The organism is Pauljensenia sp. C0170B4, from assembly GCF_056590235.1.
The window spans coordinates 91,224-106,419 of sequence record NZ_JBWPVS010000004.1 but is presented as its reverse complement, the minus strand read 5'-3'; the positions used below and the strand labels follow the sequence as shown (position 1 = coordinate 106,419).

Annotated in this window: 14 protein-coding genes; 8 read left to right on the top strand and 6 right to left on the bottom strand. The window is 59.3% G+C overall.

Going from position 1 to position 15,196, the window contains the following annotated elements:
- Positions 1-21 precede the first annotated feature (21 nt).
- From AC1EJ1_RS06350 to AC1EJ1_RS06325, 6 genes are all read left to right on the top strand, one after another.
- Positions 22-1,176, top strand: coding sequence for a phosphotransferase enzyme family protein (locus tag AC1EJ1_RS06350; protein ID WP_480295554.1), 1,155 nt, complete (start codon positions 22-24; stop codon positions 1,174-1,176).
- Positions 1,173-2,240: an ABC transporter substrate-binding protein gene (locus AC1EJ1_RS06345; protein WP_083314392.1), complete on the top strand. Its 1,068-nt coding sequence runs from the start codon at positions 1,173-1,175 to the stop codon at positions 2,238-2,240. The genes AC1EJ1_RS06350 and AC1EJ1_RS06345 overlap by 4 nt, the downstream gene beginning before the upstream one ends.
- A gap of 3 nt (positions 2,241-2,243) precedes the next feature.
- The gene (locus AC1EJ1_RS06340) at positions 2,244-3,056 is read left to right on the top strand and encodes an ABC transporter permease (protein WP_058236414.1); all 813 of its coding nucleotides are present in this window, start codon (positions 2,244-2,246) and stop codon (positions 3,054-3,056) included.
- Positions 3,040-3,780 (top strand): ABC transporter ATP-binding protein, encoded by a 741-nt coding sequence (locus AC1EJ1_RS06335; protein WP_480295553.1) that lies wholly within the window; start codon positions 3,040-3,042, stop codon positions 3,778-3,780. Before AC1EJ1_RS06340 ends, AC1EJ1_RS06335 begins: the two co-directional genes overlap by 17 nt.
- A 2-nt stretch (positions 3,781-3,782) precedes the next feature.
- Positions 3,783-4,691 carry an ABC transporter substrate-binding protein gene (locus AC1EJ1_RS06330; RefSeq protein WP_092648444.1) on the top strand — a complete coding sequence of 303 codons (909 nt, stop codon included), beginning with the start codon at positions 3,783-3,785 and terminating at the stop codon, positions 4,689-4,691.
- A gap of 368 nt (positions 4,692-5,059) precedes the next feature.
- Entirely contained in the window at positions 5,060-6,787 is a 1,728-nt protein-coding gene (locus tag AC1EJ1_RS06325) for an FAD-dependent oxidoreductase (protein ID WP_285014569.1), read from the top strand.
- Here the strand turns inward: AC1EJ1_RS06325 and AC1EJ1_RS06320 are convergent.
- The 3 genes from AC1EJ1_RS06320 to nadE all read right to left on the bottom strand — a co-directional run bounded on the left by AC1EJ1_RS06320 (position 6,784) and on the right by nadE (position 10,882).
- Entirely contained in the window at positions 6,784-9,411 is a 2,628-nt protein-coding gene (locus tag AC1EJ1_RS06320) for a choice-of-anchor M domain-containing protein (RefSeq protein ID WP_480295552.1), read from the bottom strand. The two genes, AC1EJ1_RS06325 and AC1EJ1_RS06320, sit on opposite strands and share 4 nt — an antisense overlap.
- Positions 9,412-9,509: 98 nt before the next feature.
- Positions 9,510-10,043: a hypothetical protein gene (locus tag AC1EJ1_RS06315; protein ID WP_480295551.1), complete on the bottom strand. Its 534-nt coding sequence runs from the start codon at positions 10,041-10,043 to the stop codon at positions 9,510-9,512.
- Complete coding sequence (gene nadE, locus AC1EJ1_RS06310; RefSeq protein ID WP_058236854.1) at positions 10,043-10,882, bottom strand: ammonia-dependent NAD(+) synthetase; 840 nt, start codon at positions 10,880-10,882, stop codon at positions 10,043-10,045. Before nadE ends, AC1EJ1_RS06315 begins: the two co-directional genes overlap by 1 nt.
- Positions 10,883-10,986: 104 nt before the next feature.
- Here nadE and lipB point away from each other — a divergent pair, with 104 nt between their 5' ends.
- On the top strand, positions 10,987-11,652 hold the full coding sequence (gene lipB, locus AC1EJ1_RS06305; protein WP_480295550.1) for a lipoyl(octanoyl) transferase LipB: 666 nt from the start codon (positions 10,987-10,989) through the stop codon (positions 11,650-11,652).
- 9 nt (positions 11,653-11,661) lie between these two features.
- The gene (lipA, locus tag AC1EJ1_RS06300; protein WP_480295549.1) at positions 11,662-12,777 is read left to right on the top strand and encodes a lipoyl synthase; all 1,116 of its coding nucleotides are present in this window, start codon (positions 11,662-11,664) and stop codon (positions 12,775-12,777) included.
- An 83-nt stretch (positions 12,778-12,860) separates the two neighbouring features.
- On the opposite strand, the gene AC1EJ1_RS06295 is transcribed toward lipA, so the two are convergent.
- Genes AC1EJ1_RS06295 through AC1EJ1_RS06285 form a run of 3 tightly spaced genes read right to left on the bottom strand, consistent with a single transcriptional unit; the run spans position 12,861 to position 15,047 of the window.
- Entirely contained in the window at positions 12,861-14,378 is a 1,518-nt protein-coding gene (locus AC1EJ1_RS06295; protein WP_480295548.1) for a collagen-like triple helix repeat-containing protein, read from the bottom strand.
- Complete coding sequence (locus tag AC1EJ1_RS06290; RefSeq protein ID WP_058236422.1) at positions 14,371-14,706, bottom strand: hypothetical protein; 336 nt, start codon at positions 14,704-14,706, stop codon at positions 14,371-14,373. Before AC1EJ1_RS06290 ends, AC1EJ1_RS06295 begins: the two co-directional genes overlap by 8 nt.
- On the bottom strand, positions 14,703-15,047 hold the full coding sequence (locus AC1EJ1_RS06285) for a YbaB/EbfC family nucleoid-associated protein (protein ID WP_058236423.1): 345 nt from the start codon (positions 15,045-15,047) through the stop codon (positions 14,703-14,705). The genes AC1EJ1_RS06290 and AC1EJ1_RS06285 overlap by 4 nt, the downstream gene beginning before the upstream one ends.
- Between the last annotated feature and the right edge of the window lie 149 nt (positions 15,048-15,196).

Here is a 15,196-nt window from a genome sequence, read left to right as displayed (position 1 = left end):
GGTGAGCACGAGGAGCCGCAAATGAATCGAGACGAACAACTCGACATCATTAACAATGTGTGGCCACTGATCTCAGATCAGGATGTGGCGGCGCTGGAAGAGCGCCTGGTGGATATGCCGCATCTGGCGGGTGCTTCCGCCCAGTGCCCGCAGGTCCTCACTCACTCGGCGCGTCCAATGGCCTCGGCGTGTATCGCCCAGCTGGCATGTGGAACACGCGTCTTCATCAAACGCTATGCGCCCCACCTGATCAGCGAATACGACCTGTGTGTCAAACATGACTACGTGAACCGGCTTGCCGCAGGCGCCTTCCCGACGCCGCGCTTCTTCACCTTCGATACCGGCAGAACATGTCTGACGATGGGCGGATGGGTCTGGGAAGTGAGCGAATGCGCGCCGGGTGAAGACCGTTACCGTGCGACGACCAGCTGGATGCCGCCGTGCACACGCGAAGAGAGCGTGGAAATCGGCCGAGTGGCGGGGCAGCTTCGTCGCGCCTCTGAAAAGATTCCGGCAGTGGTCGCACCGCCCAATCCTTACCAGTCGCGCATGGACCTCATGCTGGGTGATCCGTTTGACCGTCTTGAAGCCTGGTGCGAAGCGCACCCCATCGTTGCCAACTATGTGTCCAGAACCGGCCGTGACCTGGCTGGTGACCTGGCAGTTGTCGCTCCTTTTGCGCGGGCCCTTGAGCCGCTGCGGGAGCGCCCTCGTTACTGGACACACGGGGACCTGCACGTGTCCAACACGATGTGGAAGGACACCAGGCAGGGTCCCGTCATCACCAGTGTCTTTGATTTTGGGCTGGCATACGCCAACCCGTCGCTGTTCGATCTGGCACAGCTCATTGAACGTCACGCGATCGACTGGCTGACCATCACTGAAGGTATCGAAAATGCGTGGCGTCCCCAGGTGGTGCGCGACCTTCTGGACGGGTATGTCAGTCAGTACCCACTGATGCGCGAGGAGGCTCGCATGCTCGCGCCGATGGTGGCAGTGTCGAACACCGAGTTTGAACTCGCTGTTATCGAGTATGACCAGCGTGCCCCGATACCGGGGCGTACGTCGGATTGGGCGTACACGATCGGGATGGATGCTCATCACCGGTGGTTCACCACTGAATCCGGCACTCAATTTATCCGCACAGTTACCCAACTAGCAATCGAGAGATCATGAAAACAACCAGGCTTTTGCCCCTCCTCCTCAGCGTCGCCATGCTGGGCGCATGCTCATCAGGCGGATCGTCGGATATGTCCTCAGCTGACCAGTCAGGCGCCGACGCCACCGGCCAGTCGGCTTCGCAGGCCTCTGGACAGATGCGTGATGTGTCCGTCATCTTGGACTGGACACCGAACACGAATCACACTGGACTGTTCGTCGCCCAGGAAAAAGGCTACTTCGCGGACGCCGGATTGAATGTGGACATCATGGGCTTCTCCAAGTCAGGTGTTGACGCTGTCCTCAGCGCGAAGGGCGCTGATTTTGGAATCTCGGGAGCAGATGCACTGGCATCGGCTCACGCCGCCAACCTCGGGCTGACGATGGTGCTGAATATTCAGCAAAAGTCCTCCTATGGCGTGGGAGTTCTGGAAGATTCGGGGATCACCCGTCCAAAAGATCTGGACGGCAAGACAATTGCAGACTACTCGGGCGATTCGGCCCATATCTCCACCCAGATGATGATTCAGCACGATGGCGGAACAGGCGAATTTGACCGCGTCATTGTGGGCGCGCAGGCGATGGCGGCTCTGGAATCAGGCCAGGCGGATTTTGCTGAGGTTCTCAGCACGTGGGAGGCAATTGAGGCAGAACTGTCGGGCACCAAGCTGCATATGTTCCAGCCCGCCGACTACGACGTTCCCACCACTCCGGCAATGATCGGCATTTCGACGCGCAACGACTTGATCGAATCGGATCCCGACCTTGTCCGCGCGTTCGTGCAGGCAGCACAAAAGGGCTACGAGTTCGCCAAGGATAACCCCGACGAAGCGGCGAAAATTCTGGTCGATGCCAACCCACAGGCCAAACTTGATCCCGAACTGGTCACCCGCAGCCAGGAAATACTCTCCACACAGTATTGGCCTGATTCAAAGGGCGGTGTGGGCTTTGCCGACATTGATCGCTGGAACACCTACCTGGCATTCATTGTCGAACAGGGCCTCGTGTATGACGAGAAGGGGACTGCGGTCACCGAACCGATCGCAGCTGACGACATCGTCACCAATGAGTTCGTGAAGTAACAGATGCCCGCGAGGTACCGCACCGCCGTCTCTGCACGTGAGCGCGACCAACACCACCGGGGCAGTTTCATGCCCGCACTGATGTTTGTGGTGTTGCTCCTGTGCGCGTGGGAGGTGGCGGTGCGCGCGTTCAACGTCAACGAACGCCTTATGCCGGCGCCCTCGACGATTATCCACGCCGGCTTTGATGATGCGCCCAATGTCTGGGAAGCCACCAGGATCACCGCCCTTGAAGTTGGCCTGGGAACGGTGCTTGCACTCGTGTGCGGTGTGAGCCTGGCTTTCATCATCTTTGCGATTCGCCCGATCGGTCGTGTCGCCATCCCTGTTCTCATCATCTCGCAGACCATTCCGGTCGTCGCTATTGCGCCGCTGCTCATTATCTGGTTCGGCTTCGGTATCACGTCGAAAGTACTGCTGGTCGGATTGTTCGGGCTTTTCCCGATCGTGGTGCCGCTGGCGCGCGGACTGGCATCGCCCAGCAGAGACCAGATTGACGTGGCCACGACCTTGGGCGCATCGAAATGGTGGATACTCACGCATGTGCGCATGCCCGCTGCGGCCGCAGTGTTCATGTCCGGGCTACGTATCACCGTCACCTACGGGCCGGCAACGGCAGCGACTGCTGAGTTTGTCGGAGCGCGCAATGGCTTGGGAATCTACCTGCTGACCGCGCAATCCTCGTTTCGCACCGAGCTGGTCTTTGTCGGCGCAGCAGTGCTGACAGCGATGACACTGGTGCTGTACGGCGTTGTTGCTCTGGCCGAACGCATTGCGTTTCCCTGGAAAGCGGTGACACATGCTTCACATCAATGACGTCAGTAAACAATTCCAGGTCCCGCCCACTCTGGCCCTCGATCGCATTTCAGCCACTCTGTACCCACATCAGACTGTGGCAATCGTCGGGCCATCAGGATGTGGCAAGTCCACGCTGCTGCGTATCGTGTCCGGCCTGGATCACGCCACGAGCGGCCAGCTCGAATGGCAGGTGGATAACCCGCACGTCGCACTGATGCCGCAAAACGACGGTCTGTTTCAGTGGCGCACTGTTGTTGACAACGTCGCATTGCCGCTGTTCATCCACAAACTACCCCCGGCCACGGCACGGCAGGCCGCCCTCGACCTTCTCGCTCAGTTCGAGCTCGACGAATTCGCACACGCCTATCCGGACCAGCTCTCTGGCGGAATGCGCTCGCGTGTGGCATTTCTGAGGACGATGCTCGCTGAACCCACATTGATCGCACTGGATGAGCCGTTCGGCGCCCTTGATTCCATGACGCGCGCCGGCATTCAACGTTGGTTGGTCAGCGCCGCCCGCCAGCGCGCACTGTCGATCCTGCTGGTCACGCACGATGTGGAAGAGGCCATTACCCTTGCTGACAGGGTTCTTGTCATGTCCGCTCGGCCGGGTCGCATTGTCGCAGATTACCCCATTGATCTGCCTGACCGCACCGATCCCAATCTGCGCACAGATCCCCGGTTCTTACACGCACTCACCAGTATCAGAGTCGCCCTCGAACAAGGGGCAGAAAGAAGGTAGCAATGAACCTCGTCAGAATTCGTCTGGAATACGTCGTGACGTGGCCCAACCACGCCGGCCTGTTCGTGGCACGCAAGAAAGGCTTGTATGCCGACCAGGATCTGGACGTCGACATCTCCTGGGACGGTTTTGACCGTGGCACGCCCGCTGAACTGACCGCCCGCGGCGAATTCCAGTTCGCCTCGATCCGCTTGGGCGAGCTGCTCGAAACCCGGAAGACTGATCACCCCTTTGTTGCGGTCGCCACATTCAATCAGAACCAGCTTGGCGGCGTCATTACGTTGAAGTCCAAGGGCATCACCCGCTTCCGTGACCTGGAAGGCAAGCATGTGTCGATCCCACCGGTGGGACGCCTGACTGAAATGGTCAAGGAAGCTGTCGAAAAGGACGGGGGAGACTACTCGAAGGTCATCGTGGAAGATCCTGGCGTGTTCGAGCCGGACATCCGCGCAGTCGAAAAAGGTCATTATGACGCGATCTTCAACGTGCTTGGCTGGGAAGCCTACCAGGGGTCGGAAGACTTTGGTCAGGTCGTTCAGATCTCCTTCGACGACATTGAGGTCACGCCACACCATGCCTACTTCCTATGCGTCGAAGAGTCCTACCTGCGTGAGCATGGCGACACGGTGCGCAGCTTCCTGCAGGCCACCGGCAAGGGATACGACTTTGCGCGCGACAATCAGGATGAGACGATCCAGCTGATTGCCAGCACCATGTGCGCCAGCGAAGAAGACACCCTCAAAGCTTCCCTGGCCTTTATGGCGCCCACGTGGCACGCGCCCAGTGGACAGTGGGGGCAGATGGACGAGGGGGTCATCCGCTCCTACACCCAGTGGATGGTTGATAACGGGTTCACCACCGCGACGATGGATGACATTGATGGCGCGTGGACGAACGACTACCTGCAGTAAGACAACTGCCCGCAGTACGTGAACGCTGGGGTGAGGCCGGGAGAATCTGCCCGACCTCACCCCAGATCGTGTAAGAGAAGAAAACCCCGCCGAATCTCACTGCGCTGACGGGTGAGATGACAAAGAGGAACGAGACAAAACGGACAGCGGCGAAAACAGAAAGCCCTTCAAAGCGACGAAAGTGGAACCCACGAGGACGAACAGAAGATTGCATGAATGTGAATGTCGTTTGTGACAAGAGGGAGAGTGCGATCCGGCACGTTCGTCGCTTCAATGCCGTACAGTAGCGGTAAGTGTGAAACGAGTGGGCACTCACTGGCAATGGTGAAGCGTGATCCCTCGTCCGAACGACACATGAAAGGCCAGCAATGAAGCGAACAGAATTCGATGTCGTTGTCGTAGGGTCGGGTGCAGCCGGCCTGAGCGCGTCACTGACGGCGGCAAAAAACGGGCTGCGCACACTGATGATCGAAAAAGGCGACAAATGGGGCGGGTCCACCGCTAAGTCGGCCGGCATGGTGTGGGTGCCGGGTAACAAACAACTTCAACGCGTCGGCGGCAACGACAATATGGAAATGGGTCGCACCTACATGAAGGCGACGGTTGGAGACTGCACCAGTGACGAAATGATTGATTCGTTCCTGACCAACGGTACGCGCGCGATGGATTTCCTGACTGCAAACTGCCCCGGGCTGGTGTGGCGCAACATGGAAGGCTACCCCGATTACTGGCTCGACGCTCCGGGAGCTCAGCCGCAAGGACGCGGCGTGGAGGCCGGTGCCTTCGACTCGAACAAACTGGGCAAATGGAAAAAGAACCAGATGGAGGCCTATTTCAAACCGGCTGTTCCGCTGGATCTGAATTCGTTCGACTCCGCCGACATCCTGCTCTTTGCGTCAAGCTGGAAGCCGTGGGCGCGACTGGCCCGACTGACTGCACGCAACATCAAGCATCTCTTTGCCCGGCGCACACCGCGCACAATGGGAATGGGACTGACCGGCGCCCTCATGGAAGGATGCCTGCGCGCAGGTGTCGAAATTGCCATGAACACCGCGTTGAAGGACCTCATTGTGGAGGATGACGCGGTGCGCGGCATCGTCGTGACGCACGAAGGCAAGGAGTCACGTATCCGCGCTGCCAAGGGCGTCATCCTGGCGTGCGGCGGGTTCGAGCGAAACGCGCAGATGCGTCAGAAATACCAGCGCCACCCGATTAATGGCACGTGGACTGTCGGCGCGGAAACGAACACGGGCGACGGTATTCAGGTCGGCCTGCAACACGGCGCTGCGATCGACAATATGGCTGATGCGATCTGGTCACCTGTTATCCAGTTGCCGCGTTCATCCGCGTGGACGCCGATCGTCATTGAAGATGAGGAACGCTTTATCGTCCCGGACCGGTCCCTGCCACACACCGTGATCGTCAACGGCCAGGGCAAGCGCTTCATGAACGAAGCGCTGCCATACTGCACCGCTGGCCAGGGCCTGTATGGTGGGCATTTCGGCAAGGGCGAGGGAGACGCTGAAAACCTTCCCGCCTGGCTGATCTTCGATCATCAGTTCCGCTCGAAATACGTGTTCGGCTACGGACACATGCCGGTCGTGCCCCTGCCCAGGGAATACTTCGAATCAGGGGCGATGGTACAGGCAGACAGCGTGGACGAGCTGGCGCAGAAGATCAACGTGCCGGTCGAGCAGCTGCGCCTCACCCTCGAGCGGTTCAACGATTTTGCGCGCACAGGCATCGACGAGGATTTCCACCGCGGCGAAAACGAACACGATCGTTTCTACGGTGACCGCTACCATGAGCCGAACCCGTCGCTCGGCACAGTGGAGAAAGGCCCGTTCTACGCCACGCAGGTCTACCCCGGTGACATTGGAACGTCGGGCGGCCTGGTGATTAATCCGCAAGCGCAGGTCACGCGCGAGGACGGCAGTGTCATTGACGGTCTGTATGCGGCCGGCAATACCACCAAATCCATTGTTGGGCACACCTACACTGCCGGCGGCACGTCGATTGGGGCCGCCCTGGTCTTCGGGTATGTTGCCGCGCGTACGATCGCAGAAAAGGCCGGCCGCAATATGGTTGCTCACTAAGAACAGCGAGGGTGCCTGGCCACGCACGCACACCCGAGCGCGGCCAGTATGAGTGCGCCTGCGACCATTCCTCCATGGGTGCCGCTGCTGGCAAGGCGCTGCGTGCCCAGTGGCGTAACTGATGCCAACGGGGCACCTGAAGCCGAGGCGGAGGCATGCTGCTCGCCCGTGCTCTGCGCGCCAGCCGCGTCCTGCGGTGTGGTACCTGCATCTGCATTGTCAGTTTTTGTCTCGCCAGAGTCTGTCGGCTGGGCCTCGGTGGAGGGAGCCCCGCCAGCGGGAGTATCTGGCGTGGGAGTGCCTGCGGTGGGCGTGTCAGCGCACGAGGGCGTCTTTCCTGACCTGTGATCAAGGATTGCCTGGTGACCGACAAGTACGGTCAGACACTGCTTGCCTGATGATGCGGGCGCGCCATCGATCGTCCCGCTGTAGGACGCATCGAGCAGATACACGCCAGGCTGGGTGAATGCCCACGCCGCATGTGCGTGAATGTTCGCCGGCATGGTGATGCTGGTCAGCTCGCGGGTTGAATTTATCAATTCGGTGGTCTCACCGAAGGTTCCTAGGGTAAAGACGTGGTATGAGGCGCCTTTGGGAATGGAGCGCGGCTCAAGGTGTAAAGTCAGTGACTCGGCACGCTCAGCGTCAACCTCGGTCGTCGACCAGCCTGGCCACAACGCGCCCTGGCGCTGTTCCTGGTCCAGCAGGTAGTACTTGCCTGGAGGTGTGGGAAGGAAATTGGGGCCGTTCGTCGCGCCTGACGGAGTGCGCGGAGTGGACCGACGCGTATTGTCATCCAGTGCGAAGGCGACTGACGATAGTTCGCGAACCTGCGATGAATGTGCATGCTGCCTGGTGTCATCCTTCAATGCGATCCCCAGACGGCCATTTGCCTCCAGGCGGGCCTGAATATCCACGTGGCCATCGCTCAGGATCAGACGCGGGTCAGCCTGTGTGTGCGGCGAGTCGCTATCGGTTCCGGGAGCGGTGCCTGGCTTCGTACCGGGATTCGGGCCAGGCTCGGTCCCTGTCTCGGATCCGCCTGGCTTTCCATCCGTACCGGCTGCGTCGGACGGATCGGAATCTGGATCGGCAGGTGCTGCAGGAGAAGCAGCTGTCAGCGTGCCTGAATACGTCAGTGGTTGAGCAGTATTGATCGGTGTGGGGATCGTGACCTCGGTCGGTAGCGCTCCGATCAGAGCGTGAGGGAGCACCGTGAATCTCAGTGACATTCCATCGCAGTCTGACTGCATATAGGTGATGGAAGCGGTGGCTGCACCCTTCGACCCTGAGACCATCTCCGAAGGCTCAAGACCGCAGGTGGGATTATTCGCGCCAGCCTCGTAATATCCGCCACGGATCGTCGCACGGATCTTCGGGTCATTGAACCTTATAGTCGTGCTGAATGTCTCCCCGTCTTCCGGGGTGAGCGTGAGAGTGAATCCCAAGTCAGTGGGCGTATACGCGTCGGTCGAAAATGCAGGCGCCGGATCGTGTGAAGCGGGCTGCGGCAGCCCCTGAGCGCTTGCGGGAGACGATACCGTTGCCGCAGCATCGCCTGTCGAGTAAGACACTTCGGGTGAGACCCACCTGGCGTGTGTGCCATCTGCGGGAATAAAAACGGCTTGGAGGGAGCTGGTGGTGTTCCCCAGCATTTCAGGCCACGTTGCACGCCCGTCTTTAACAGGTACTTCCGCCAGGAAATAGCCGTCGATCAAGAAGGTCACTGTTCCGCTGGCACCTTCAGGCACGCTCGCCACCAGATCCGTCAGCTGATCATCACCATCATTGTCTCGCCCGTGGTGGGGGCGAACGGTCAAGGAGTAGGCACCGGCCTGCGGTGGAGCATCAGATGCCGCGGCAAACTGATCGGACAGCGAAGCAGAGGGTGTGCTTCCAGGTTGGCTGCCGCCGACCTGCCACACGTGCGGGTACTTTCTTGACGCGATCAGGGTGCCGTCAGCTGAGCGTGCGGTGACTCGATATGTCGCCGTGTAGCGCCCGGGTTTGGAAAACAGCGTCATATTGTGCGTGTGCGATCCTGCAGTCAACCATGTCGAGCGCAGATCCGGATTATGGCTGGAGATCAAGCGCGTCAGAATCTTCAACGGCCCCAACGTCGTGTAATTCATCAGCTCCATGCGACCAGGTCCATCAAAATCAACCAGGTCGAGGGTGAAAGTGCGACCAGCGAACTGTTCGATCGGAATGTCTGCGTCGGCACCGAATCCTGCCCAGATCGGAGCCTGATTCCATCCCGGAAGCTGCGGAGCCATGTACCACGTGGCACTGGTGTCTCGCAGGAATCTCACCTCGGGATCATCAGGAACGTGGTAGATAAACTGCTGAGCCTGGGTTGTGTCGTTGTACCCCTTGCCGACCCAGTTCACGGTCTGCTCAAGCGGATAGACCTTCCCATGCGCCTCGTTCTTGAGGACGAAGGTTCCGCCTTCCCAATACGTTTTCGGCGCATCGATATGTCCGAGCGTTGCCACGGTTTTCCCGTCATCGGGCGCAGCATGGGTGGGCGGAGTTGTCGACAGTGCGGCGCCGATGGCCATGATTGCAGTGACGAGGGTGGCGCCGGCATATCGGAAGAATCGTTGGCGGGAGATGGCGGGCACGGTGTGCACCTTTCGTAGGCGGTGAAGTTACCACCACACTAGTGCAAGTGAGAATACTTATCAATAAGATGAGAGCTGCCCATTGTGACTCCTTGTCGTCAACGGGTAGCGATCACGCCCAGTGCTGTCCCCACCGCGACGCCCGCCGCATCGGCCACCACATCTACCGAATCGGCACCGCGACCCGGAATATGAGCCTGAAGTTTTTCGGAGATCCATCCGTGCGCGCATTGGCCCGCAGCGGCCACATACCACGGCACTCCCACAGCAATGAGGCTGGCAGTGCCTGCGGCAAACAGCACAGCGTGCACAAACTTGTCGGCACCACGCGGCATTGATTTCAACATGGCATCTGCGATGCTGTCGTGATCGTCACTGTCGGTGTCGCTGGTGTCATCGGTGGCGCAGCTTCCGCCAGTGGCACAGGTCGCGCTGGTGCCGGTATCGCTGAGGTAATTGGTGCCATTGCCGTCGGTGTCATCAGCGTCAGTGACGCCGATTCCGCTGGCGCCGCAATTCGACCGTGTCACAGCTCGCGGATCAGGGACATAGAGTGCTGCAAGCTGCGCGCCCCACGCGAGACCAGCTAACACCCATGTGACAGGTGAAGGCTGACGCGAGCGTCGTGCCATCAGTGCGTCTTCTCCCAACGGCCAGGTGTCAAAGGCAGTGCACGCTTGTGAGCGGTGCGCGAGTGCCACCTGACGATGGTCTGCTCATCTTCTTCGCTCACCTCGCGGCCCTCAAGGTAGTCGTCAATGGCCTCATACGTGACGCCCAGAGCAACTTCATCAGGACGCAGCGGCTTATCAGATTCCAGATCCGCGGTAGGAACCTTGTCAGTCAGTGTCGCCGGAGCGCCCAGATAGCGGCCCAGCTCCCGCACGCGGCGCTTGGGCAGTCCAGTCAGCGGTGTCACGTCAGCAGCACCATCACCAAACTTCGTGTAGAACCCGACGAGGGCTTCCGCAGCCTGATCAGTGCCGACGACGAGCATTCCGCGAGCACCGGCAACTGTGAACTGCGCGATCATGCGTTCGCGAGCCTTCACGTTGCCCTTGACAAACTCCGTGTAGGAATCGACATGATCATCATCTGCTTCACTCACTGCCTGCCACATGGCATCGGTCGACGCTCCGATGTTGACTGTCAGAACCTGATCAGCATCGATAAACGACAGGGCATCTTGCGCGTCGTCCTCGTCAGCCTGGACCTGGTATGGAAGGCGCATCGCGACGAATGTGGCGTCACCACCATCCTCGCGCACTTTTTCGCACGCCAGCTGAGACAGGCGACCGGCAACGGTAGAATCTACTCCGCCCGAAATGCCCAGGACATAGCCCTTCAGGCCAGTTTCCTTGAGATATTCGGCCAGGAACGTGATTCGACGCTCGACCTCGTGAGCCGCATCGAAATCTTCGACAACTTCCAGTTCTTCCATAATCGCGCGTTGGCGTTCATGATCAGTCATATCTGAATCGTAGCGAACTGAGGGCGCTCGCAGTACTGCCAACATCGGCGTATCTCACGCTTGCTCGGGTGGGGCGATAAGTTTCGCCAGCGTAGAGTAGAAGCATGCAGGTAAAGAACCTCTTGGATCGCGGACTGATCCCGTACATGGAAGGTGACCGAATCCAGCGTGAGACCTTCGATGACGTGAAGGTGAGCCATTGCGATGACACGCTCATTGTTGCTCAGTTCGAACCGACCTACACGGCTGGGAGGCGCACGAAGCCTGAAGATATCGTCGATGCTGACCTGCCGGTCATTTCGGTTGACCGTGGAGGATCGGTAACGTGGCACGGGCCCGGGCAGCTGGTGATCTACCCGATTATTCGCCTGGCAGATCCAACGGAAACGATTGGATACATTCGCGCCGTCGAAGCGGCAGTCATCGAGGCTGTCCGCACTACATGGCACCTGCCGGTTGTTCGCATTGAGGGCAAAGCCGGTGTGTGGTTGTGTGACCCTGATCGCAAACTCTGCGCCATCGGACTCAAAGTGGCTCAGGGCGCAACGATGCATGGTCTTGCTCTGAACGTCAATCCTGACTTTTCGCGCGCCTTCACAGGTATCATTCCCTGTGGGTTGCACGACTGCGGTGTCGCCTCCCTCGTTGGGGAAGGCGTCGATGGTGTCAGCGTTGCCGATGCGGCTGACCCGCTCATCGCGTCCCTGACAGCCCACCTGGAGCCACTGACATACTCTGCACACGAATCTGAACTAGCTGCAACGAAGTGAGGACCAGCGTTGTCGACACTGCCAGAACCTGAAGGCCGCAAGCTCCGACGCGTCGAAGAGCGCAACTCGCAGACGCCTATCGAAAAGCAACGTCCCACATGGCTGAAGACGCGCGTTTCCAATGGGCCGGGATATCAGGATATGCAGCAGCTGGTTCATCGCGGCGGACTGCACACCGTCTGCGCAGAAGCTAACTGCCCGAATATCTACGAATGTTGGGAGGACCGTGAGGCTTCCTTCCTGATTGGTGGAGCGCTGTGTACGCGTCGATGCGACTTCTGCGATATTGCCACCGGACGGCCAACTGAATACGACCGGGATGAGCCCAAGCGCCTGGCTGAGTCGGTTAAAGAACTCGGACTGCGCTATGTGACGATCACAGGCGTCAGTAGAGACGACCTTGAAGACGGAGCCTCGTGGCTCTACGCAGAATCGTGCCGACAGATCCATGCCATGCAGCCTGGTACCGGTGTCGAATTGCTGGTCGATGACTTCAAAGGCGATCCGCATGCCCTTGCACAGATATTCGAATCCGGGCCCCAGGTGTTCGCTCATAATCTGGAAACGGTTCCACGCCTGATGAAGACAATCCGGCCGGCGTTTCGTTACGACCGTTCGCTGAGTGTCATCAACGCAGCGAAGGAGGCTGGCCTCGTCACAAAATCGAACCTGATTTTGGGCATGGGGGAGACGACCGAAGAAATCGAATCCACCATGCGTGACCTGCTGGACGCGGGGTGTGACATCTTGACCATTACGCAATACCTTCGCCCCTCGGCATTGCACCATCCCATTGACCGATGGGTCAAACCTCAGGAATTCGTGCGACTGCGTGACGTGGCGTATGCGATGGGATTCCCCGCCTGTATGTCAGGGCCGCTCGTGCGTTCCTCCTACCGTTCAGGCAAATTGTGGGGCGAAGCGATGAAGAACCTGGGTCGGGAAATCCCGTCCGAATATGCTGGCCTCGTTGAACTGGCCTCCGCTGGTGCGGCGCGTCAGGAAGCCTCAGCTGTTGTGGGACGGATGTCTCCGGCAGAGTGTGCTCACTCAACGTCGGCCGAACCTGCGATCCCTGCCAGCGGGTCGTTGGTAGGACGTCCGCTTCCGGTTTCGGCCCTCTAGGAACCTCATACATTACACAACGCGCGCCTTGAAGCTGGCTGATGAGCCAGTCAAGGCGCGCGTTGTGCGTTGGCGACCAGAAGTTATGACCTCGGCGAGAAAGCGTGTTCAGTGTGATGGCTACCAGTGATGACTGGCACGTTCGAAGCAGGAGCTTCTGGCTCGGTGTCGAACAATGACTGAAAATTCTCCTCGTTGATAATCTGCCGGGACGCATGCGCTCCCCTGAAACCAGATCCGGACGAGGCTGCTGCCGCCATCGAACCACCGGCGCCTGCCATCGCCATCGGCGGAACCATGAAGCCGCGTCCAGTCGCCGCGGCGCCACCACGAGCTGCCAAGGAGGCAGAGGACGCGGCTGACGATTCAGTGGCGTGGAAGCCCAGACGGCCCGACTGCGTGGGAGCAGATGAAGACGCGTGGACAGCTTCTGCACCTGCCGGAGCCACCGGGATGCGTGAGTCAGGAGTGATATCACCGTTGTGCCGGATACCCGCGAAGGCAGCAGAGTGGCTCATTCTCACATCAGACGCGCTATGAGCGCCCGACACGTCATAGGAGCCTGGCATGCCGTAGGAGCCTGCGTGATAGGAACTCGGCAAAGCTGAGGCGTAGTGGGTGCCATAGTAGTCTGAGTAACCCAAGCCGCCATATGCTCCGCCACCGTAATATCCTGAACCTCGGTTCAACGAGGTGCCTCGACCGTACGCCGCAGGATCCATCATCTGACGCTGAGAACCAAAGAGGCCGCCACCCTGTGAGCCACCCGTGATCTTGTTGAGCAGCGCGTTTCCACCAGTGGTGAGAAGCTTGGTGCCGACATCTTTCAGAATCTGACCACCGGGGGTGGCCAGGAACTGATTGAGCATGCCGCTCACTTTGTCGAACAGGCCCGCAAGCTGACCCAGGAGGCCTTTGAGGTTGCCGATCGACTCGATCACCTTGTTGATCGTTTCGCTGATGCGAGTGGCCAGGCTGGATACTTTGGCGGTGACTTGCTGGATGATCGCCGGCAGTGCCAAACCAGCGGTCGCGACTGCTTCGATCACTGCTGAAGCAAAAGCGCCGATGATCTGTGAGAGCGCGTCGCGGACCAGGTCATGAACGATCTGGACGAGGGACGCGGCTACTTCCAGTGCCGTGCCCATTGCATCTGCCCAACGTCCGGCTTTCTCAACGGTCTTGGCGATGTCGCCTTCGAGGGCATTCAGCGCCTGAATGGTCTCACCGCGCATATCGGACAGGTCGACGCGGGTGTGGTTCTGCAGAAGCGTACCGGCTTCAGCGAGCTGAGCGTGAATGTTTTTCCACGTCGCGCTGTAGGCGGCCACCTGGTCGGCATCACCGGTGAACGCATCGAGCCATTCGTCCAGAGGGTGAACATGCTCGATGAGCCACCCCAGACCCATCGCAATCAGTGTGCCCAGCGGGTCGAGGACCGAGGCACCGATATCCAGCGCGGTTGAAAAGAGTGCGACGCCGCCACTGACCCAGTCCTTCGATTCAAAGGCCTTGACGAGGGCCTCACCATCTTCGATCAGCAGCGTACCGGCCAGCTGCCCTGTGGATTCCTGGCGTTCAGCAACCAAAGAATTACTCATGGCGACCTCGCTTACCCCATACGTTTACCTCAGCTTTGAACCCGCGTGTCAGGTCCGCTTCCTGAGAGTTGAAGTCTTCAGTGGTCAGTCCGAGCTGCCTGGACGTCCTCTCCAAGGCGTCGGTTGCGCTTTGCATGGTTCGGCGCGCTGCGCTTTCCATGATCAACAACGGAGGCAGCAAGATCGGGGTGCAGAGAAGCCCAAAAGCGGTGCCGCCTATACCCGCTTCATATGAGGCCTGCTTAGCCAGGTCAACAGCGCTGGCCACCTGTGCTACGTGTGCTTTGTGCTGGGACAGTTCGTCTGTTCTGATCTCGAGGTCGCTCACATTTCACCTATCAATCTTGAGACAATCGGAGAATCCTCACCAAACAGTTCGCCCGCGATCGTGTGCACCTGACCGCGAAGGTCCGTGCGCGCCGCGTTGTAAGCCTCCATCACGTCGTAGGCGATGTGATCGGCTGGCACGCCCTGGGCATGACTATCGATATCTGTACTTCTGAGATGACCTTGAAAATTCACCGTGATTCGCACGAGACGGTCGCGACTGGTGCCCTGTCCGGTCACTTGCTCTGCTCGGCGACGAAATTCTGTTGCGGTTTCTGCGTGCTGTTGAGCTTGGGCCACTTGACGCTTGACCCGCTCTTGCGCTTGTGCAATTTCGTCCACACCTAGGAATGTAAACGGAAAACAGGACCTTTGTCCATACCTGACAGCAAATTTCCGCAAATTTACATTTGCTCTGTACACCGGCCGCTGCACCGTCATGCAATGTTCTTTTACCGATACGCGTCCACACTGCGACAGAACGCGACGCG